We start from the raw sequence: 21785 nt of genomic DNA, 5'->3' as shown, positions 1-21785 counted from the left end.
CACAAGCAAGAATCCATCACCGGTGAGAATCGTCTTCCTGGACCTGGAGACCACGGGGCTCGATCCCCGAACCGACGCGATCGTCGAGATCGGCATCCTGGAGGAGGGCGGCCAGGTCCTGCTCGACACGCTCGTTCGGCCTGTGCGGCACCGGAGCTGGCCAGGTGCTCAGCGGGTCCACGGCATCGCACCGGCGAACGTCCAGGATGCGCCAACGCACGAAGCGCTTCGGCTGCGGATCATCAAGGCCATCAGTGACGCCTTGGTGGTGATCTACAACGCGCCGTTCGACGCCAGCTTCCTGCGCTTCGAGCTAGAGGTTGCCGCTGAGGTTCGTTGTGCGATGCGGGAGTTCGCCGAGGTCTTCGGCGAGTGGAGCGACTGGCACGGCAGCTACCGCTGGTAGAAGCTGCACGTCGCCGCGGCCCATTTCGGTTTCGACTGGGACGGCGCCAGTCATCGCGCGATCAACGATTGCCAGGTCACGCGGGCAGTTTGGCGGTACCTGGCCGGGCGCCGTAGAACGGAAAATCTTTTATGCCCCCCAAGCGCGGGCGCAAGATGGTACTCAAAAAGGCCCCGCAAGGGGGCCTTGGCGTCTGTGTGGAAGACGGAGCATCAGGCACTCCGTACTGTGACGATCTTGCCGCCAGCGTTCTCGATCGCGTCGAACACCAGTTCTCGAACATTGCTCAAGAAGGCGGACGATTGTGGCGTAAGCTCGATCCCCGGAACTGGAGCAGCCGTTTGGTAGATGTTTCGCACATCACGAGCACGCTCGTAGGAAGACCCACGTCCCGAATGCTCGAACGCACGTGACCAGTCAACCAAGTGCTCCTGGATGATGCGTTCCATCGCCAACGAGTGAAGCGATTGGAAGACCTCTTTGCGCACGATGTCAATCGCCTCGGACTCTTCTTCATCGTTCTGCCCATGCGGGTCCCACTGTACTGGATTGTCGAGAAACCTCGAAATGCCCTCGCTGAGCCGGGCAATCAGTTCGGCCACCGGTCGCAGGTAGTCGTACTCCACGCCGCCCATCCTCGCGACGCGCCGGGTTAGGGCCTTGATACGGGTCCAGTGTTCCTTGGAAACGCTCTCTTGGTACTGGTAGCCCAGGCGGGCGCTCCATAGAGTTTGAAACTCCTGAGTCGCCGCCTGGACTGCGAAGGAAAGGCTTGCGGGGTCGTAAACGGGGGCCGCTGCCGGTGGCTCATAAGGCTCAATGGCGCTCCGAAAGAAATCCACTAAGGCGTTGAGCTGAGAGATTACACCTTTCGGGATTCTCTTCGCGGGTTTGTCCAGAGCGCCCAGCATGAAGCACCGGTCATAAAGGTGTCCTTCCATCGTGTTGACCACAGAGTCACCTACGGTCGTGCGCATGTTGTTGAGCGCGTTCTTCACTGAGGCCAGCACATGATCGCGCCGGTCAGCGAAGGTCGAAAAGTTGATTCCTGTTACTTGATCGAAGTGGGTGAAGGCGATCGCGAGCTTGTCTTGGTGGCCGCTGGTCGCAACAGACCGCACCACGGAAAGCGAGGCTGCCTGCATGGGTTGCTGCGCGTTGTCTACAAGCAGAATGACATCGACCATCTGGTAGCGGCTAGTGAAGTGCGTGGAGACGTCGGCTACCGTTTCTGCCACGTGCCCTAAACCCTCGCCGTCCATGAGCACTAAGCCATTCGTATCGCCGAGCGGTTCGGCGAAGAAAGGCCCGCGGACGCGGATGCCCTGGACCAGAGGCGTCAGCAATCTGCCGAATGCCGGTGCGTAGTTACTGGAGAACCAGCGGATTTGGCTCAGGAACTGATCCCGATCCGCCGATTCGAACGTCCATCTCTCGGGCCATTTTCCCTTGCGCTTCAGCTTTCCCGCCGTCAGGTACTCGAATCGTTTCAGGACCTGCTCGATGATGTCCTCAATGAGGGAGTCATACCCCGGCATCTTCTCAAGGATTTCCTCGAAATAATCCAGTACGAGATCCAACTCCTCACCCTTTAGGCGCTGAACGTCCTCCCCCCATTCGTCCGACACTTTCTCGATGGCTGCGTCCGCAATCTCTCTGATGCGCCCTGCGTATTCAGAGAGCCGTTCTTGCATCTCGCGGCGCTCTTCTGCGGTCGGGAACACGCCTTCCTCGACGGCGTCGTCTTCCGTTCGAGCGGTCTCGCTTTCCGTGTCTTCGAACCCCCAGTCGTCTTCTTCCTCCGTTGTTTCCTGTTCGGACCAGGATCCCAGGAGGTAGCTCAGCCGAAAGCGTTGCTCCTTGTGGTTTAGAAGGGCCTTGACGACCATCTCGTCAGATTCCTTGCGCCAGACTGACCGGCATGCCTCGTCGAGCGACTCTTGCGTGTAAGTCCGCACGGTTCCTTCCGGAAAGAAGGTCACGACCGCCTGAAAGCCTTCTGGGGCAGTAATGACCTCGATGTCGGAGATCGTGGTCTTTCCGGTGGACGTGGACGGGAAGCGGTCCTTCTCGGGATGCGAGCCGATCAGTTGCCGCAGCAGACTCGTCTTCCCCGCCCCTGTTGTCCCAAGAAACAAAACCTTGCAGGCGCCCTCGTCAGCGGATGGGAGCGGTATCACCTCGTCCCTTGCCTTCCATGGATCAAGGTTCGCGTCCGCGACCATGGGATCGAAGAAGGCATCGACCACCACCTTGGCAAATTGCCGTTCCGCCCGTCCCCTCTGGCTTAGGCTCCAGTACGACTCGTCGCCGAGAATCTCGTTCATCTGTTCGACGAGCTTCTCGGCGTCTGCTTCGTCTGCGGTTCCAAGACCGCGACGTACCTTGATTCCGCTGCTACTGCGCGGGTCCTTTTTCACGACGGGGTGTCGGAAGGTGATCGCCCAGGTGTTCCTCCCCTGCGAGCGTGTTTTTGAAGCCGAATATCGCTGCTTGACCATCTGTGCCTCCGCTGGCTTTCTGTCTGGCGTTGTACCAGGTTGTTCCAGGATAGGCGGGCACAGCGCTGCTGTCAAGCATCTAGGAACAACTAGGAACAACTAGGAGCAACAACGGGGCCATCTCGGCCAAAGGGTTTCCATGCCCTTAGGCGGACTTCCGCTATTCACCCTCCCGGGAGGTCAATTTGGCCCTATTTCCGCCACCGTGACTCTGCCAAGTCATTGATGTGGGATAGGTGTAGTCCCGACAAGCTGCTGTAGTGTCGACCTTGCTCCGCGAGTTGGGGGCCTTCGCAGGCGGACTCTTCAGGCAGGGCGACGCTCGCGGCGCGAGCGTGCGAACAGGCGCCGGCGCGCCGGCCTGTGTCCAAGTGTAGGAGCACGTCTCGACCAGATACCCATCCCCGTCGCGCTCCTCGCGACACTGTTCGTGGAGCGTCGGCGCATCGTATGGTCGTATAGCCGTGATCGAAGAACGGCGTGCACATGCGCCACTCGTCCCCGGTCGGGCGGCAGTCGTCCGAGCCGTCCCAGTCGCGGATCTGGCAAGACCGGATCTGCGCGTTGAGCCAGTTGACCAGCGAGCCCGGCTGACAGGTCGCACCGTGGCGGGCGATCAGCGGACGCACGTTACCGACGACGGCGGGGGCGGCGACCTGGTCTTTCTCTACCGATCCTCGCGTGCGGCCCGCCATGTACGCGAGGGCTTGGGCGACGATCCGGCCGAAGGCGCCGTGCTGATCAGCGACGGCTACAGCGCCTGTGCGCGCTATGCCGCGCACACCGGCATCGTCCATGCCCAATGCTGGGCGCATACGCGCCGTACCTTCGAGCGTGCCAAGGACATCGAGCCGGAGGCCGTGGCCGAAGCCCTGACCCGCATCGGCGCGCTGTATGCCTGCGAACAGGCGATCCGCGGCGAGACCCCCCAGGCCAGCATTGTGCTCGGCCAGCAGGTGAGCCTGGAAGGACGCCGTTCAGTTACCGGTTACCGTTCTTCGAGGTGAGCCACCGCTTTCGGGGGAGGCTCCCGCGGCGGCACATGCCCTGGGCCCGAGGGCTTACAGGTGTTGCTTGAGGATGGTCTGAGATGTTTCCTTGGCAATCCTCGGACCCAGACTGGTAACCAGCTTTGCGGATGCCGCGGCGGCCAAATCGCCGGCGCGCTGATGGTCCCAACCCTGGGTGAGGCCGTAGAGGAAAGCTCCGGCGAACATATCACCGGCGCCGACGGTGTCCACGGGCTTCACCGGCACGGGATCGATGTCGATGGCCCGCTCCCCGTCCCAGATCAGCGCGCCCTGGGGACCGCGGGTGATGGCGAACTCGCGGGCGATGGTCTTCATGTAGGCGACGGCATCGGCGAGATTGTCGGTTTCGGCCATGCCCATGGCCTCTTCCTCGTTGGCGAAGACCATGTCCACGCGCTCGCCGATCATCGCTTTCAGGCCGTCCTTGAAGAACTTGACCATGTTCGGATCGGACAGGGAGATGGCGGTCTTCACACCGTTGCGCTCGGCGAACTTGCGGGCCTCGATGGCGGCGACGCGGGCGGTGTCGGAGGTCACCAAATAACCCTCGGTATAGAACCACTTGGAGGCGAGCAGCGCATCCTGGTCCAGCTCGTGCAGCGACAGGTTGCCGCTGATGCCGAGATAAGTGCACATGGTGCGGTCAGAATCCGGCGTGACCAGGACCACGCAGCGGCCGGTGTCGCCCGCTTCCAGAAAGCTGGTGTCGCGGGTGCCGACGCCGCCGTCGCAGAGATCTTTGAGGTAGAAGTGGCCGAGCTCGTCGTTGGCGACCTTGCAGGAATACCAGCCGGTGCCGCCGAACTGGCACAGGGCGATCACGGAGTTGGCCGCAGAGCCGCCGGAGCCGCGCTGATGATGATGCTCGCGCAGATGCTCCATGATGCGCAGTTGATGCGCTTCATCCACGAGCGTCATAACGCCCTTGTCGATATGCAGGTGCGCGAGGTCCTCGGGCTGGACCTCGTACTCCATGTCCACCAGTGCGTTACCCAGGGCGTAGACGTCGTACTTACTCATGCAATACCTCGTGCGTTTTGACAAACGCCGAATATTGTCTCAGATTCTGGCAAGCACTTCGCCCGGCATTGGTCGGAGCGCCGGAATCCGCTCCACGGGGATGTGTGCACGGTGTGCCCCGCCGGGTATACCTGCACAGCAGCCGCAGCCGTTCACGAGCCCGGTCAGCCCTTCCCAACGTGCTCCGCCAGATACAACCAGGTGTCGATGACGGTATCCGGGTTGAGGGAGACGCTCTCGATGCCTTCCTTGACCAGCCAGTCCGCGAAGTCGGCGTGGTCCGACGGCCCCTGGCCGCAGATGCCCACGTACTTGCCCTGGGCGCGGCAGGCCTGGATGGCCATGGAGAGCATGGCCTTGACGGCCGGGTCGCGCTCATCGAAGTCCGCCGCCACGAGTGATGAGTCGCGGTCGATGCCCAGGGTGAGCTGGGTCATGTCGTTGGAGCCGATGGAGAAACCGTCGAAGTACTCGAGAAACTGCTCGGCCAGCACGGCGTTGGACGGGATCTCGCACATCATGATGAGCTTGAGGCCGTTTTTGCCGCGCTCGAGGCCCTGCTCGGCCAGCGCCTCGGTGACCGCCTGCGCCTGCCTGAGCGTGCGTACGAAGGGGATCATGATCTGCAGGTTGGTCAAGCCCATGGTGTCGCGCACGTACGTCAGCGCCTCGCACTCCATGGCGAAGCACTCGCGGAAACCGTCCGCCACGTAGCGTCCGGCGCCGCGGAAGCCGATCATGGGGTTCTCCTCGTTCGGCTCGTAGCGCGGACCGGCGATGAGATTGGCGTACTCGTTGGACTTGAAGTCCGACATGCGCACGATGACCGGGCTCGGCGCGAACGCCGCCGCAAGGGTGCTGATACCCTCGGCGAGGCGCATGACGTAAAAATCTCGGGGGCTTCCCTCGGTGCCGAGGTAGGCGGCGATGCGTGGTCGAATCTGGGCCTGGAGATCGTCGGGCAGGTCATCGAGCTCGAGCAGGGCCTTAGGATGGATGCCGATGGTGTTGTTGATGATGAACTCCAGCCGTGCCAGGCCAATGCCGGCGTTGGGCGTGGCCGCGAAGGCAAAGGCGCGCTCGGGGTTGCCGACGTTCATCATCACCTTCACCGGCACCTCCGGCATCTTCTCGAGCTCGGCGGTCTTGTGCTCGAAATCGAGGGCGCCCTGGAAGACGTAGCCGGTGTCGCCTTCGGCGCAGGAGACCGTCACCGCCGCACCATCCGGGATTTTGTCGGTGGCGTCATTGCAGCCGACGACGGCGGGAACGCCCAGTTCCCGGGCGATGATGGCCGCATGACAAGTGCGCCCGCCGCGGTTGGTGACGATGGCCGCCGCGCGCTTCATGATGGGCTCCCAGTCCGGATCGGTCATGTCAGTCACCAGCACGTCCCCGGGCTGCACATGCCCCATGTCGCGGATGGACGCCACCACGCGCGCCTTGCCGGCGCCGATGCGGTTGCCGATGCTGCGACCGGTGGTGAGGACCTCACCTTTCTCCTTCAGGACATAACGCTCGATCACCTGCCCGGGGCGGCTCTGCACGGTCTCCGGGCGGGCCTGGACGATGTAGAGCAAGCCATCGGTACCATCCTTGGCCCATTCGATATCCATGGGCCGACCGTAGTGGTCCTCGATGAGCATGGCCTGGCGGGCGAGGTCCTGCACCTCCTCGTCGGTGAGACTGAAGCACTGACGCTCGCCCTCGGGCACGTCTTCGGTGAGCACCGGCTCGTCTGCACCGGGCTCCGCATAGACCATGCGGATGGCCTTGTCGCCGACACTGCGGCGCAGGATGGCGGGGCGGCCGGCCTTCAGGGTGGGCTTGTGGACATAGAACTCGTCGGGGTTCACGGCGCCCTGGACCACCATCTCGCCGAGCCCGTAGCTTGCGGTGATGAACACCGCATCCCGGTAGCCGGACTCCGTGTCCAGGGTGAACATGACGCCGGAGGCGGCGAGATCGCTGCGGACCATTCGCTGCACGCCGGCGGACAGGGCCACATTGGCGTGGGCAAAGCCCTTGTGCACCCGGTAGGCGATGGCCCGGTCGTTGTACAACGAGGCGAACACCTCGCGGATGGCCCGCTTGACGTTATCCAGCCCTTGGACATTCAGGAAGGTTTCCTGCTGGCCGGCGAAGGAGGCATCCGGGAGATCCTCCGCCGTGGCTGACGAGCGTATGGCCCAGGAGGCGGTATCGCCGCCCGCCTGGCCCACGAGCTGGTGGTAGGCAGCCTCGATATCCGCATCCAGACTCCGGGGGAAGGGCTGCTCGATGATCCAGCCGCGGATCTTCGGGCCCGCCTCGCTCAGGGCGGCGATGTCGTCCACATCCAGCTTGTCCAATTCGGCGGCGATGCGCTCGGCGAGCCCGCTGGCGGACAGGAATTCCCGGTAGGCCTCGGCGGTGGTCGCGAAGCCACCCGGCACCCGCACATCCACGGCCGTCAGGTGTTGGATCATCTCTCCCAGAGAGGCATTCTTGCCGCCGACGATGTCGACATCGTTCATTCCCAGGTCGGAAAGCCAACGGACTGTCTCGGTCATGGCAGCAGGCCTCGATGCTGTGTTTTGTGCGGGACCGGGCGGCGGTCGTGACGATCCCGCAACCCATTTGCAGTGCTCTCGCAATATAGCCGAACGCCGGCGCCGGCGAGAGGACCGGTGTCAATGGTCAGGATTGAGGGGGCAGGGGCATCGTGCGCCGGGATGGCTCGTGGAGCACCGGCGTCGGGCGTACCGTCGGCGTCAGCCTTCCTGGGCGCCATTGGCCCGGTCCGGATAGAGCATCAGCATCATGCGCATCAGCTCGGACAGCGAGCGGGCTTCGAGCTTCTCCATGACCTTCGCGCGGTGGGCCTCGACGGTGGATTGGCTGATGCCGAGATCGGCGGCGATGACCTTGTTGCGCTTGCCGGCCAGGATCTGATCCAGCACCTCGCGCTCGCGCTTGGTGAGCCGCTCCACGCGATCCTGGATCTGCGCCACCTCGAGCGCGCGGCCGCGCTGCTGGGCGTCCACCTCCAGCGCGCGGTGCACCGCGTCCAGCATGGCCTGATCGTTGAAAGGCTTCTCGATGAAGTCCACGGCGCCGTTTTTCACCGCCCGCACGGCCATGGGCACGTCGCCGTGGCCCGTGATGATGATGATGGGCGGGTGCAGGGGCTCTTCCGAGAGGCGTTCCTGCAGCTCAAGCCCGCTCATGTGGCGCATGCGCACATCGAGCACCAGGCAGCCCGGGCGCTGCGGGTCGAAGCAGTTCAAAAATGCCCAGGCGGAGTCGAATGTCTCGGCGGCGAGGCCCACGGAGTCCATCAACAGCCCGATGGCCTCGCGGACTTCGTCGTCGTCGTCGACGATGAACACCGTCGGATCTTTGCTCATGCGTGCTCTCCGGCATGGTCGGTCTCGTGACCGTCGGATTGTAATGACACGGTGCTGGGAGTCACCCCTCGGTGCTTGTCGACATACAGCAGACTGAAAAAGAACGTCGCACCGATGCCCGGCGTCGAGTCTACCCGCAGGCGCCCGCCGTGGGCCTCGATGATGCCGTGGCTGATGGAGAGGCCAACGCCGAGTCCCTGCGGCTTGGTGGTGACGAAGGGCTCGAACAGATGCTCCGGCGAGCCTTTGCCCAGCCCTGGACCCGTGTCCACCACCCGGATCTCCACGGCTTCGCCGTTGCGGCGGGCGAGTAGCAGCACACGCCGCTCCCGGGGCTGATCGACCATGGCCTCGACGGCATTGCGCACCAGGTTCAGCAGCACCTGCTCGATCTGCGTGCGCTGTGCCATGACGGTATCGGCGCCGAAGCCGATCTGGCGATGCAGCGCCACGCCGGCGCGACGGGCATCCTGGCGCATCAGCACCAGCACGGTCTCGAACATGTCTGCCACGGCGACGGGTGCCATTTCCGGCGCCTCTTTGCGCACGAAGCGACGGATGTGACGGATCACCTCGCCGGCGCGCTCCGCCTGTTCGGCGATCTTGTTCATGACCTCTTTGCAGGTCTCGGTGTCGGCGCGCCCGGCGCCGATCATGCGCACACAGGCCCGGGCATTGGTGGTGATGGCGGTCAGTGGCTGGTTCAGCTCGTGGGCGATGCCCGACGCCATCTCGCCGAGGGTCGACAGCCGCGTCACGTGCGCCTGCTCGGCCTCCTGGCGCCGAAAGCGCTCGGCGGCCTCGCGACGCTCGGTGATGTCGCGGCAGACGACCACGGTGCCCAGGGTCTGGCCCTGCTCGTCACGGATGGGGGTGGCACTGTACTCCACCGGGAAGCTGCCGCCGTCGCGACGCCAGACGATATCGTCGTCTACGAATCGAAACTCATCGTCGCCGAAGGTGGCACAAACGGGGCATTCCTCTCGCGGGTGCGGCTCGCCGTCGGCACGGGTGTGGTGCAGGATCTCATGGGTCTCGTTGCCGATGAGCTCGTCGGCGCGCCAGCCCGTCATACGCTCCATGGCCTTGTTGACGAAGGTGGTGCGGGCGTTGAGATCGACGCCGTAGATGCCCTCGGCGACGGAGTCGAGAATCAGCTGGTGGCGTCGCTCGAGGCGCGTATTGGCGCGGCTCAGGCGCTGGTTGAGCCGCAGCACCCGGCTGGTGAGCAAGGCCATGGTCACCAGTGCCAGGGTGCCGATGACCACGGCGAGCCAGTACCTGGCCACCGCATCGGCGAGGGTGAAAGGCGCCTCTTCGTCGTAGGGGGCGCGCTTGAGCTCGCGCAGCATCTCGTGCACCGGCTGGTAGTCCAGGGGTACCGTCCAGCCCGCGTAGCCCCCGGCGCGCGCTGCGGCGTCGTCCGCCGGCATCCGCAGCAGGGCGATGGCCACCGCCTGCGCCAGGTCCATGGGTGTGTCAGCGAGCTTGCTGAAGGGCCATTCCGGGTAGAGCGGGGTACTGTGCAATGGCGTGAAGCCCGGGGTGTCGCGGGCGCCGAGCACCTTCAGCTCGTCCAGCGCGACGACGCCGGCCGCGGCCATCTGCTCCAGCACCTCGGTGCGCACGGTGCCGGCGTCCACCGTGCCGTCGCGCACCGCCAGCACCACGGCGTCGTGGATGCCGCCGAAGACCAGAGACCGCAGGTCTTCGGTTAGGTCGATGCCGTGGCGCAGCAGTTCCGCCTGTGCCATTTCGAACCCCCCCAGAGAGGTTGGATCGACGGCCATGAAGTGCGTGCCGGCCAGATCCGCGAGACGCTCGAGGTCGTCTCGGTCGGCGCGGGTGAAGATGACACCGCCAAACAGATTGCGGGCATGCTCGCCGGAGCCCGTGCGCAGGGTGGCGATGCGCGAGATGCCCTGGTCCTGCTCCAAGGCCACATAGATGGCGGGATTGACCAGGACGAAGTCTACGCTGCCCGTGGCGACCGCCGACCCGACGGCGGCGAAGTCGAGCGGGACGACGTCGAAGCGAAAGCCCGGCACCTGTGCCGTCAGATAGTCGGCTGTCGGCTGCCAGGTGCTGCCGGAGTGGGCATCACCACGGTGGCTCAGCACACCGATCAGCACACGCCCGTTGGTCGCCGCCGGTGTCTCGGCGGCCGCAAGGTCCGGCGGCGCGGCGGCGAGCAGCAGAATGACAAGCAGGATCGGAGCCGGCATCTGGCGGGCAGTCAAGGGTTTGTCGGCGGTTCTGGCGGTGGCAACGCTGCATCGAAAGCCCGTTGTTGGCAATGCCGACACCTGCCCATGCATACTATTGCGGCTTTCGATTCCAGCCAGACCTATGCGACGGCGGGTGTGTCGGCGACTGCGCGCGTGTCGCGCGCCGAACGCTGTGCGGGTTGACGCCCTCAGGGGATGCCCCAGCCGCCCTCAGTAAAAACCAGAGGAGATCATAACCGAATGTCCATTTCCCGACGCGAATTCGTGCGCCTGATGGGGCTCGCCGGCGCCGCCGGCATGCTGCCCCGTTCCGTGCTCGCCCAGGCCAAACAGCCGAGCGACCTCTATGAAGTGCCCAAGTTCGGCAATGTCACGCTGCTGCACATGACGGACTGTCATGCACAGCTGAATCCCATCTACTTTCGCGAGCCGAATGTCAACATCGGCGTCGGGCCCGCCTTTGGAAAGGCGCCGCACCTGGTGGGCAAGACGCTGCTCGAGCACTTCGGCATCGCGCCGGGCGGCATCGAGGCACACGCATTCTCGTACCTGCGCTTCCCGGAGGCCGCAGAGCGGTATGGTGCCGTTGGCGGCTTCGCGCATCTGAAGACGCTGGTGGAGCGTATCCGCGCCGATCGCGGTGACGGCAACAGCCTGCTGCTGGACGGCGGCGACACCTGGCAGGGCTCCGGCACCGCCTACTGGACCCGCGGCATGGACATGGTGGGCGCCTGCAACCGCCTGGGTGTGGACGTGATGACCGGCCACTGGGAGTTCACCTACCTGGACGAGGAGGTCATCAAGAACATCGGCGCCTTCAACGGCGATTTCGTGGCGCAGAACGTCAAGGTACGCGAGGAGGCGCTGTTCGACTACAAGTTCGCCGACTTCGGCGGCTTCCAGGAAGACGCCGGCCTGGCCTTCAATCCCTACACCATCAAGGAGGTGGGCGGCGCCCGCGTCGCGGTCATCGGCCAGGCCTTCCCCTATACCCCCATCGCCAACCCGCAGCGCTTCATCCCGGACTGGACCTTCGGCATCCAGGATGCGCGCATGCAGGAGTTCGTCGACAAGGTGCGGGCCGAGGAGGAGCCGGATCTGGTGGTGGTGCTGTCCCACAATGGCATGGACGTGGATCTGAAGATGGCGGGGCAGGTCACCGGCATCGACGTCATCTTCGGCGGCCATACCCACGACGGCATGCCGGCGCCCACCATCGTCGAGAACGCCAGCGGCAAGACGCTGGTGACCAACGCCGGCTCCAACGGCAAGTTCCTCGGTGTGATGGATCTGGATGTGAAGGACGGCAAGCTCCGCGACTATCGCTATCGGCTGCTGCCCGTGTTCTCCAACCTGTTGCCGGCGGACGCCGACATGGCCAAGTATATCGAGGAGACCCGCGCGCCCTATCTCGACAAGCTCACCGAGGAGCTGGCCACCGCCGAAGAGGTCCTCTACCGCCGCGGCAACTTCAACGGCACCTTCGACCAAGTCATCTGCGATGCCCTGCGCAAGGTCAACGATGCCCAGATCAGCCTCTCGCCGGGCTTCCGCTGGGGTACCTCGGTGCTGCCGGGGCAGCCCATCACCATGGACAACGTCATGGACCAGACCTGCATCACCTATCCGGAGACCTACCGGCGGGAGATGAAGGGCAGCGAGATCAAGGCCATCCTGGAGGATGTCTGCGACAACCTGTTCAACCCCGACCCCTACATCCAGCAGGGCGGCGACATGGTGCGCGTCGGCGGGCTCGACTACGTCTGCGACCCCGCCGGCGGCATGGGCGGGCGCATCACCGAGATGCAGCTGGATGACGGCACCAAGATCGAAGCGGACAAGACTTACATCGTCTCGGGCTGGGCCACCGTCGGCAGCCAGGCCCCGGGCGAGCCCATCTGGGAGACCGTCGCCACCTACCTGCGGGATGTGAAGACCGTCAAGCTCGACAAGCTCAACACGCCCAAGCTCAAGAACGTGAAGGGCAATCCCGGCATCGCCGACTATGCCGGCGAGATCCTGAGCTGACCCCAGAGCGGCCGCCGGGGCGCAGTGCGCGCCGCGCGCGGCCGGGTCTTCGGGCCCATGTCCAGGTCGAGCCGAGCCCCGATTCGCGCCCCGATTCGCGGGTAGACACAGCGCTTCGGCGTCAAGCGCCGCGCCTTTGTTCGCACGGCGTCCCAAGCCCATGCCTCGTCAACAGCACCTGCCACCGCTTCGCATTGCGCCGCGAACATCCTGGCGACTGCTCGGCTTCGTCGTACTGAGCCACGCCGCGGCGCTCGCGGTGCTGGTGCCGCTGCCGGCGCCGTCGCCTTGGCTGCGCCTGCTGCTGGGCCTGCTGATGATACTGAGCCTCGCTTACGTCACCTGGGCGCAGGTCCTGCGCCGGGCGCCCTGGTCCGTCGTCGCCGTGGAGTGGAGCGAGCACGGCTGGCGGGCGACCTTTGCCGACGGGCGCACCCGCGATGCAAGGCTGGCGCCCTCCACCTTCGTCGGCGTCGACCTCGTCATCCTGCACCTGCGGATCGGGCGTTTCCGGCGGCCCACCCTCCTGCTCGGCGCCGATGTGGTGCCCGCCGATCAGTTGCGGCGGCTGCGGATGCGGCTACGGCTGGGGTTGGCGGGTGGCTGACAGGCGCATGGGTAGGCTGCGCCCGCGTGGCACACCAGTCATCCGGCTAGCTGAGCCCGGCGCCACCGTCCACCGATGTGGCTGTATACCCATCGCATCTCGGTTTTCGCTTTCTGCGGGCTGGGTTGCGGCTGGCGGGGGACGCCGTGAATACGTCCCTGTAGGCTTCACGACAGCATCCCTGCTGTCGAGACCCCCGCCAGCCGCAATCCAGCCCGCAGACGCCTGCGCCGGACATTGACATCCGCCGGGTATAATCGACGGCATCAGGCGGCTCGCCCACATCCCACGCGGCGCCCGCTGAGCGGAGACGCCTCGATCCGAAGCGTCAGATGCCGTGGCCCTGCCCTGCAGCGGACGCTCGGCGTCGTCTTCCTGTGCGTTCCGCCAAAAGACGCCCAGGTCGGAATCCTCGACCGCCCCGAGCGCAACGCGGGTATCCGCATCAACCCATCTCGCGCGCCGCCCGCTCGGGCTGACGCCGGCACCGGCAGGGAGTTTTGCCAAGCATGACACTTGGACGATTGCGCAAAGATCAGGCACACCACTAGACGAGGCCTCAGGGGTTACTTCAGGTGTCAATTAAGGGACTTTCGTTTATCTACCGTTTACGTCCGCCAGAGCGCCGCTCGTCAGCCAATCGCACTGACAGGCCACCCTTCGTCTTGTCACCCGGTGCACGTTAGGGCTATGTAACCTCACGCTCGACGCTCGAGACGACGCCTGAGCTTCGTCTCGGCATTCAGCCTCTCGGCCATCGGCAGAATGATCCGCCTCGACCTGCGGTGACACATGCCGAGACGAGACTCGCAGCGGCGATGGTCGAGCGCTGACAGCACGACACGCGCAGCCTTGGCAGACACCGTATCCATATGGTGTAAGCCAGGGTATCGAGTCAGACGAACACCACGCGTACCACAGGGCGCACGGCGATGACCCGGCTTCATCCTTGCACAGAAGATTGCGCATCGCACACACTGTCATCCGCACGGCGGTGCCGCGCGTCAATAACTTGAACGTAAAAAACACTTGGGAGCAGCGTTAGCCATGGCCATCCAACCGAGTCGTATTCTTATTGTAGACGATCATCCACTAGTCCGTGCCGGGCTGTGCAGCCTCTTCGATGACGAGCCGGATCTGTCCGTCTGCGCCGAGGTGGGCAATGTACGCGACGCCATCGCAGTGGCGCGGACCGAAAGCCCAGACCTGGCGCTCATCGATATTTCGCTCGAAGACGGCAATGGTATCGAGCTCATCAAACGCCTCAAGGTACACATACCAGAGCTCAAGATGCTGGTCTGCTCCATGCACGACGAATCCCTGTTCGCCGAGCGCGCCATCAACGCCGGCGCCCGCGGTTATGTGAACAAGCATCAGATCACCGAGCAGATCCTGGAGGCTGCGCGGCAGGTGCTCGCCGGGCGTATCTACCTGAGTGACAAAATGGTGGAGCGGGTGATCGACGGTTTCGCCAAGCGCAAAGACACCGGTGGCTCCAGCATCGAAGACCTGAGCGACCGCGAGCTTGAGGTCTTCGGCCTCATTGGACAAGGGCTCTCCACCTCCAAGATCGCCGAGCGACTGCACCTCAGCGTCAAGACCATCGAAACCCACCGCGAGAAGATCAAGCGTAAGCTGCAGCTCGCCACCGGCGGCGAGCTGGTGCGCCATGCCGTGCAGTGGCATATCGAGCAGGCCTGAGCTGGGCGCCGGCCCGTGCTGAGCAGCTGAGCCTCCGTCGACGCCGTAGGCGCCGGGCCAATGGCGTCCGGGCGCAATGGCATTTGTCGACACCGCAGCGCGACCACACTTGGAGTCATGCCTGGAGGCATGAGCCCGAATGGCGCCCAAGCGCGCCGTCGGGCTGGACTGACCTCGGAAGGTTGCATCAGCGGCCCGAAAGACCGCTTGAGCACGATCAGTCGAGCACCACCAAGCGTAGGAATCCAGACAGATGCCGAGATCCCATACCGGCGCAGCCACATTGCTGGCGGCGCTCACCACCATGGCCGCAGCCGACACCGCACTCCAGCGCAACGCCGTTGCCGCTGGTGCCGACGACGGCGACGAGGCGCGGCTGCTCAGCAACACGCGGCAGCTCATCTTCGAGGGCCGCCGCTCCGGCGAAGGCTATTTCAGCGCCGACGGGCGCTACATGGTCTTCCAGAGCGAGCGCGAGCCCGGCAACCCCTTCTATCAGATCTACTTGCTGGACCTGACCACCGGCGACACCACACGCATCTCCACGGGCACCGGCCGCACCACCTGTGCCTGGATCCATCCGGACGGCCAGCGGGTGCTGTTCTCCTCGACGCATCAGGACCCCGCGGCCGAGGCCAAGCAGCAGGAAGAGCTGGACAAGCGCGCCGCCGGCCAGGGCAGCCGCTACAGCTGGAGCTACGATCCCACCTACGAGATCTACGAAACCGGCCTCGACGGCGGCACGCCGCGGCGACTGACGCAGGCGATGGGCTACGACGCCGAGGGCTCCTGGTCCCCGGACGGCGAGCACATCCTGTTCGCATCCAACCGGCATGCCTACGCCGACGATGCCGACGCCGCCACCCGCGCCGCGGTGGAAGAGGACCCGTCGCGCTTCATGGAGCTCTACGTCATGGACGCCGACGGCGGCAATGTGCGCCGGCTCACGACCAAGGAGGGTTATGACGGCGGCCCCTTCTACAGCGCCGATGGCAGCCGCATCGTCTGGCGCCGCTTCGAGCCGGACGGCAAGACCGCCGAGATCTGGACCATGAACGCCGACGGCAGCGATCAGCGCGCCGTCACGGACCTCGGGGTCATGTCCTGGGCACCCTACTTCCACCCCAGCGGCGATTACATCGTCTTCACCAACAACGCCCACGGCTACGCCAATTTCGAGCTCTTCATCGTCGACGCCGAGGGCGAGCACGACCCCGTGCGGGTCACCAATACGCCCGGCTTCGACGGCCTGCCGGTGTTCACGCCGGACGGCGAGCAGCTCGCCTGGGCCAGCAGCCGCACCGCCACCAAGCAGGCCCAGATCCATATCGCCGACTGGGATGACGCCGCCGCCCGCGAGCTGCTGGGACTCCCCCCCGCCGGCGCCGCCACCGACCCGGGGGCGGCCACCACCACCCCCGACGATGCACCGGCCGTGCCCCAGACCAGCGCCGCCATCAGCGCCGCCGATCTGCGCGCCCATGTGCATGCGCTCACCGACACGGCCATGGCCGGCCGCCGCACGGGCACCCCGGGCAGCCGGCTGGCCACCGACTATGTCGCCCGCGCCATGGCCGCCAGCGGGCTCGCGCCCGCCGCCGCCATCGCCGGAGCACCCGGCGGCAGCTGGTTTCAGCCCTACGACTTCACGGCGGGCGTCACCCTGGAGGACGGGACCCGGCTGACGCTGCGCGCCGCCGACGGCACCGAGGAAACCCTGGCGCTCGATCAAGACTGGCGGCCCCTGTCCTTCTCCGGCACCGGCGTCGTCGAGCCGTCGGCCGTGGTGTTCGCCGGCTACGGCCTCATCGCGCCGGGGGACGACGGCAGCCAGGACTTCAACAGCTATGGCGATCTCGATGTCGCCGGCCAATGGGTCTTGGCCCTGCGCGACCTGCCCGCCGATCTCGACGCCGCCCGCAGACAGGCGCTGGTGGACTATGCCGCCCCGCGCTACAAGGCCCTCATGGCCCGCGAGCAGGGTGCGCGCGGGCTGCTGCTGGCGCCCGGCCCGGATACTCCGGTGAAAGATCAGCTGCTCTCGCTGGCGCAGGAGGCAGGCGCCGGCGGCGGCAGTCTGCCGGTGATCTCATTGTCGGCAGCCGCTGCGGCGCGACTCGCGGCGGCGGCCGGCGTCGACTTGCAGGCGCTGCAACGCGAGGCGGACGCCGGCGCCCAGACCGCCGTCGCGCTGGACGGCGTGCGGTTGGCGGCCGACATCAGGCTGCGCGCGACGAGCGGCCAGGACCGCAACGTCCTGGGCCGCCTGCAAGCCGGCGACACGCCGAGCGAGCAGGTGCTCATCGTCGGCGCCCACGTGGATCACATCGGCGACGGCCAAGGGCTGTCATCTCGGGACGAGCTCGAGGGGCGCATCCACCCGGGCGCCGACGACAACGCCTCTGGTGTCGCCGCGCTCCTGGAGATCGCCGAAGACCTGGCCGAGCGTCGGCGTGCCGGCGAGCTGGCGCTGGCCCAAGACATCGTGTTCGCGGCCTGGACCGGCGAAGAGCTGGGCCGCCTGGGCTCGGCTGCCTTCGTCGAGGCCCTGGCGGCGGCCTCGGGCGAAGACAACGGCAAGGTGGACGCGACGGTAAGCGCCTATTTGAACCTGGACATGGTGGGCCGCCTGGGCGAGCACCTCTATGTGCAGGGCGTGGGCTCGGGCGATGGCTGGCGCGGCGAGTTGGAGCGGCGGAACATACCCGTCGGCCTGCCGCTGCGCCTGCAAGCCGACGCCTATCTGCCCACGGACACCACTTCGTTCTACCTCGCCGGGGTGCCGGTGCTGAGCTTCTTCACCGGCGCCCATGCGGATTACAACACGCCGGATGACACCGCGGAGAAGCTCAACTACGAGGGGCTGACGCGCGTCGCCCGGCTGGCGGGGCTCATGTCCACCGCCCTCGCCAAGACGGCCGAGGCACCCACCTACGTCGCCCAGGAGAAGCCGGGCACCGGCGCCAGCCGGGCCAATCTCAGGGCCTATTTCGGCACCATTCCGGCGTACGCCGACGCCAGTGTGGCCGGCGTGATGTTGGACGGCGTCGCCAAGGGCGGACCGGCGGCAGCCGCCGGCCTGCGCGCCGGCGACGTGATCACCGCCGTCGCCGGGCGCAGCATCGAGAACATCTATGATTTCACCTACGCCCTGAACGCACTCAAGGTGGGTGAGCCGGTTTTGGTGGAAGTCAGCCGCGAGGGGCAGGCGGCGGCGCTCACCGTCACACCCGTGGCCCGGCAGTGAGGCGAGGCTGGGGTGCTCGGGGCTGGAGACCGGGCCGGGGGGTCCGGGGCCAAGTCACGAGCGCTGCCACGGCACGTCGTCATGCAGCAGCGCGCCCGCCGCAGCGACGCCCGCAACCGCGGACCCGGCGCCGGCGGCGAGCCGCGGGCCCACCGGGCGCTGGCTCACGTCTCGTCTGCCTGCGCGCCGATGCGCACGGCCAGCAGATCGCAAACCTCATGACGGAGTAGTGAGCGGGTGATGGAGCCGAACAGGTTGCCGAGCCAGGTATGATCGCGGGCACCGACGATGATCAAATCCACGCCCAAGTCCCTGGCCACATGCTCGATACTGCGGCCGGTGGGGCCGAACTCGACGATGCGGTCTGCTTGCGGCACACCGATCCGCTCGCCGAGGCCGTCGAGTTCCTTGCGGGCCACGTCAACCAGCTCATGCTCCAGATCCAGGTCCGACGGCAGCACGGGCTCGGCCATGAAGGCACCGCCGGCGAGCTCGGTCTCCGGGGCGATGTACTCCACCACGTTCAGCAGCGTGAGCCTCGCATTGAAGCGCTCGCGCATGGCAACTGCGCGCTGGACGACGACCTCGGACTCAGGCGCAAAGTCCACTGCCAACAGGATATGCTGATAGGGATGCTCAGACATGACGCCCTCCTGCGTTGATTGGGGTGTGACATCTGACAGTATACGAGACCCATCGTCCAAGCCCATTGCTGCGTCAGGCGGGCATCCTGAACGCACATCCTTCGCGCAGGGTCCCCTGCCGCAGGATAGACCACAAGCTTGCCCTTGAGCACTCGCGCTCGTCCATGCCGCGCTGTCGCCGACCCGTAGAAGATCCGCACGCCACAACCAAGGTGACCGACGCTTCTCATGCCCTCCGACGTGACGCCCTTTTCGCTGTCCAACGATGACGCCTACCGCCGGTGGCGGGATGCCAAGCTGGCGGATCTGCCCGCGGCGCCGGCGGACTTGCTGGTGGAGGTCGGCGACCCGCGCCGGCTCACCGATACGGAAGCCGCGGCCATCCGTGAGCGCTGCCGGCGCTGGAACATGGCCGTCTATCGCAGCAAGGTGGGCGATGATCCCGATAAGGCCATCCTGCGCCGCCTCGGCGCACGCTTTGGCCTACACAGCCTGGATCACAACCCCGGCGCCGACGAGGACGCCATCACCGCGGTGACCATCCAGTCCGATGCGCTGCACCGGGGGTTCATTCCTTACACGGACAAGCCCATCGCCTGGCATACGGATGGGTACTACAACGCGCCACAGCGCCAGATCCGCGCCTTCATCCTGCACTGCGTCCGCCCGGCGGCGGCGGGCGGCGAGAATGCCCTGCTGGATCCCGAGGTGGTCTACATGCGTCTGCGCGACCGTGATCCGGCGCATATCCGCGCACTGATGCACGCCCGCGCCATGACTATTCCGGCGAACAGCGTCGATGGCACAGTCCTGCGGCCCGCCTGCGCCGGGCCCGTGTTCATGCACACCGAACAGGGCGGCCTCGCCATGCGCTATACCGACCGCAAGCGCAATATCCAATGGCGAGACGACGCCGCCACCACCGCCGCGGTGACCGCGCTGCGGGAGGTGCTCACCGCCGCGGACACGCCGGTGATGCGACTGCGCCTGGAATCCGGCTGGGGCGTCATCTGCAACAACGTGCTGCACACGCGCACGCGGTTCCAGGACTCGGGAGAGCCCCGGTTGCTCTACCGCGGGCGGTATTACGAACGCATCGCCGGGCACTGAGCGCGCCTGCCCCAGCGCCATCAATCAAGGCTGCGAGCGCCTCCGGCGGCGGGCATCCACCGCCCGGCGCGGGCTCGCGCAATAGCCGGGGCGGTGGTCATGCCCCAGCCCTCGCAGGATCACCTGCCGGCGTTCGCCGTCCGCCCTGCCCGCCGAGAGGCGGCCACGCCGGACGGCCGGCCAGCCCCGTCCCGGAGACCGTCAGCGCCGCTCGAGGTAATAGCGCAGGAGAGCGCTCGTAGACGTATCGTGATCAGCCGTAACCCGTCCCGCCTCGATCTCGCCGAGGATGACACCCGCCAGCTGCTTGCCCAGCTCCACGCCCCACTGATCGAAGGAGTTGATGCCCCAGATGACGCCCTGGGTGAAGATCTTGTGCTCGTAGAGTGCGATGAGCGCGCCGAGTGTGTGAGGGGTGATCTGTTCCACCAGTAAGGTGCTGCTGGGCCGATTGCCGTCGAACTGGCGCTGGGGGGCGAGCCGCGCGGCCTCGCGAGGGTCCAGGCCCGCCGCCAGCATGGCGTTGCGGGCCTCCTCGAGCGTCCGACCGCGCATCAGCGCCTCGGTCTGCGCAAAACAGTTGGCGAGCAGCTTGGCGTGATGGTCGCCGACGGGGTTATGGGTCTTGAGGGGGGCGATGAAGTCCGTGGGAATCAGCTCGGTGCCCTGGTGAATGAGCTGGTAGAAGGCATGCTGGCCGTCGGTGCCGGGCTGGCCCCAAACCACCGGGCCGGTGGCGTAGCTCACACGCTGGCCATCCCGGGTGACGTGCTTGCCGTTGCTCTCCATGTCGCCTTGCTGAAAGTAGGCGGGGAAGTGCTCCAGATACTGGTCGTATGGCAGGATGGCATGGGTCCGGGCACCTGCGAAGTTGATGTACCAGACCCCCAGCAGCCCCAGGATGACGGGCAGATTTGTCTCCAACGGCGCCGTGCGAAAGTGCTCATCCATGTCATGGGCACCGGCGAGCAGCGCTTCGAAGTGCTCGAATCCCACGGCCAGCGCGATGGGCAGTCCGATGGCGGACCACAGCGAATAGCGACCGCCCACCCAATCCCAGAACTCGAACATGTGCTCGGTATCGATGCCGAACTCCGCCACCTTCTCGGCGTTGGTGGAAACGGCGACGAAGTGGTTGCGCACCGCCGCCTCGGAGCCGAGGCCGTCCACCAGCCAGCGCCGGGCGCTGCGGGCGTTGGTCATGGTCTCTTGGGTGGTGAAGGTCTTGGACGCGACGATGAAGAGCGTCGTCGCCGGATCCAGCCCCTTCAGGGTTTCCGTCAAATGGGTGCCGTCGACATTGGAGACGAAATGTGGCCTGGGGGCCTCAGACTGATACGGCGTCAGCGCAGTGCAAACCATCTTGGGGCCCAGGTTGGAGCCGCCGATCCCGATGTTCACCACGTCGCGGATGGGCCGTCCGGTGAAGCCCTGCCAGTCGCCGCCACGCACGCGATCGCTGAAGGCTCGCAGGCGCGCCAAAACATTATTGACATCGGGCATCACATCCCTGCCGTCGACGGCGATCGACCGGTTCGAGCGGTTGCGCAGCGCCACGTGCAGCACGGCGCGATCCTCGGTGCTATTGATATGCCGACCGTCGAACATGCGTGCGCGCCAAGCCTCCAGTTCCGCCGCCCGGGCGAGGTCATAGAGCAAGCCCAGGGTTTCGTCGGTGACGATGTGCTTGGCGAAATCCAGGTGCACGCCGACGGCCTCCGCACACAGGCGCTCGCCGCGAGTGGGATCGGCGGCGAAGAGATCGCGCATGTGGATGTTCGCCATGCGCTGCCAGTGCGCGCCGAGGGCCTGCCAGGCCGTGGAGGAGTCGATGAGCGCCATGTTTACAACCTCGTTCCTGCCGGGATAGTCG

Annotated in this window: 14 protein-coding genes; 7 read left to right on the top strand and 7 right to left on the bottom strand. The window is 65.8% G+C overall.

Annotated elements, in window-relative coordinates:
* Positions 1-22 precede the first annotated feature (22 nt).
* Positions 23-406, top strand: a complete 384-nt coding sequence (locus QZ588_RS09525) for a 3'-5' exonuclease (RefSeq protein WP_295542101.1) — start codon at positions 23-25, stop codon at positions 404-406.
* Between the two features lie 212 nt (positions 407-618).
* Here the strand turns inward: QZ588_RS09525 and QZ588_RS09520 are convergent, their stop codons facing one another.
* On the bottom strand, positions 619-2907 hold the full coding sequence (locus QZ588_RS09520) for a hypothetical protein (RefSeq protein ID WP_295542099.1): 2289 nt from the start codon (positions 2905-2907) through the stop codon (positions 619-621).
* A gap of 605 nt (positions 2908-3512) precedes the next feature.
* Here QZ588_RS09520 and QZ588_RS09515 point away from each other — a divergent pair.
* Complete coding sequence (locus QZ588_RS09515; protein ID WP_295542097.1) at positions 3513-3914, top strand: transposase; 402 nt, start codon at positions 3513-3515, stop codon at positions 3912-3914.
* A 54-nt stretch (positions 3915-3968) separates the two neighbouring features.
* On the opposite strand, the gene QZ588_RS09510 is transcribed toward QZ588_RS09515, so the two are convergent.
* The 4 genes from QZ588_RS09510 to QZ588_RS09495 all read right to left on the bottom strand — a co-directional run bounded on the left by QZ588_RS09510 (position 3969) and on the right by QZ588_RS09495 (position 10572).
* A complete protein-coding gene (locus QZ588_RS09510) occupies positions 3969-4958 on the bottom strand; it encodes an adenosine kinase (RefSeq protein ID WP_295542096.1) in 990 nt (329 codons plus the stop codon).
* Between the two features lie 164 nt (positions 4959-5122).
* A complete protein-coding gene (ppsA, locus tag QZ588_RS09505; protein ID WP_295542094.1) occupies positions 5123-7510 on the bottom strand; it encodes a phosphoenolpyruvate synthase in 2388 nt (795 codons plus the stop codon).
* 201 nt (positions 7511-7711) lie between these two features.
* Positions 7712-8347 (bottom strand): response regulator transcription factor, encoded by a 636-nt coding sequence (locus tag QZ588_RS09500; RefSeq protein ID WP_295542093.1) that lies wholly within the window; start codon positions 8345-8347, stop codon positions 7712-7714.
* A complete protein-coding gene (locus tag QZ588_RS09495; RefSeq protein WP_295542091.1) occupies positions 8344-10572 on the bottom strand; it encodes a PhnD/SsuA/transferrin family substrate-binding protein in 2229 nt (742 codons plus the stop codon). Before QZ588_RS09495 ends, QZ588_RS09500 begins: the two co-directional genes overlap by 4 nt.
* A 243-nt stretch (positions 10573-10815) precedes the next feature.
* Here QZ588_RS09495 and soxB point away from each other — a divergent pair, with 243 nt between their 5' ends.
* The 4 genes from soxB to QZ588_RS09475 all read left to right on the top strand — a co-directional run bounded on the left by soxB (position 10816) and on the right by QZ588_RS09475 (position 18158).
* The gene (gene soxB / locus QZ588_RS09490) at positions 10816-12603 is read left to right on the top strand and encodes a thiosulfohydrolase SoxB (RefSeq protein ID WP_295542090.1); all 1788 of its coding nucleotides are present in this window, start codon (positions 10816-10818) and stop codon (positions 12601-12603) included.
* A gap of 160 nt (positions 12604-12763) precedes the next feature.
* Positions 12764-13210: a protein YgfX gene (locus QZ588_RS09485; protein WP_295542089.1), complete on the top strand. Its 447-nt coding sequence runs from the start codon at positions 12764-12766 to the stop codon at positions 13208-13210.
* A 1047-nt stretch (positions 13211-14257) separates the two neighbouring features.
* Positions 14258-14911, top strand: coding sequence for a response regulator transcription factor (locus tag QZ588_RS09480; protein WP_295542088.1), 654 nt, complete (start codon positions 14258-14260; stop codon positions 14909-14911).
* A 253-nt stretch (positions 14912-15164) separates the two neighbouring features.
* Positions 15165-18158: a M28 family peptidase gene (locus tag QZ588_RS09475; RefSeq protein WP_295542087.1), complete on the top strand. Its 2994-nt coding sequence runs from the start codon at positions 15165-15167 to the stop codon at positions 18156-18158.
* A gap of 164 nt (positions 18159-18322) precedes the next feature.
* Here the strand turns inward: QZ588_RS09475 and QZ588_RS09470 are convergent, their stop codons facing one another.
* On the bottom strand, positions 18323-18802 hold the full coding sequence (locus QZ588_RS09470) for a universal stress protein (RefSeq protein ID WP_295542086.1): 480 nt from the start codon (positions 18800-18802) through the stop codon (positions 18323-18325).
* 228 nt (positions 18803-19030) lie between these two features.
* On the opposite strand from QZ588_RS09470, the gene QZ588_RS09465 reads away from it, so the two are divergent.
* Complete coding sequence (locus QZ588_RS09465; protein ID WP_295542085.1) at positions 19031-19912, top strand: TauD/TfdA family dioxygenase; 882 nt, start codon at positions 19031-19033, stop codon at positions 19910-19912.
* A gap of 201 nt (positions 19913-20113) precedes the next feature.
* On the opposite strand, the gene pgi is transcribed toward QZ588_RS09465, so the two are convergent.
* The gene (gene pgi, locus QZ588_RS09460; protein WP_295542083.1) at positions 20114-21754 is read right to left on the bottom strand and encodes a glucose-6-phosphate isomerase; all 1641 of its coding nucleotides are present in this window, start codon (positions 21752-21754) and stop codon (positions 20114-20116) included.
* Positions 21755-21785: the final 31 nt, after the last annotated feature.

The organism is uncultured Thiohalocapsa sp. (assembly GCF_913062725.1).
In the GTDB taxonomy this organism is placed as follows: Bacteria; Pseudomonadota; Gammaproteobacteria; order Chromatiales; family Chromatiaceae; genus Thiohalocapsa.
This window is presented reverse-complemented; position numbering and strand designations above follow the sequence as displayed.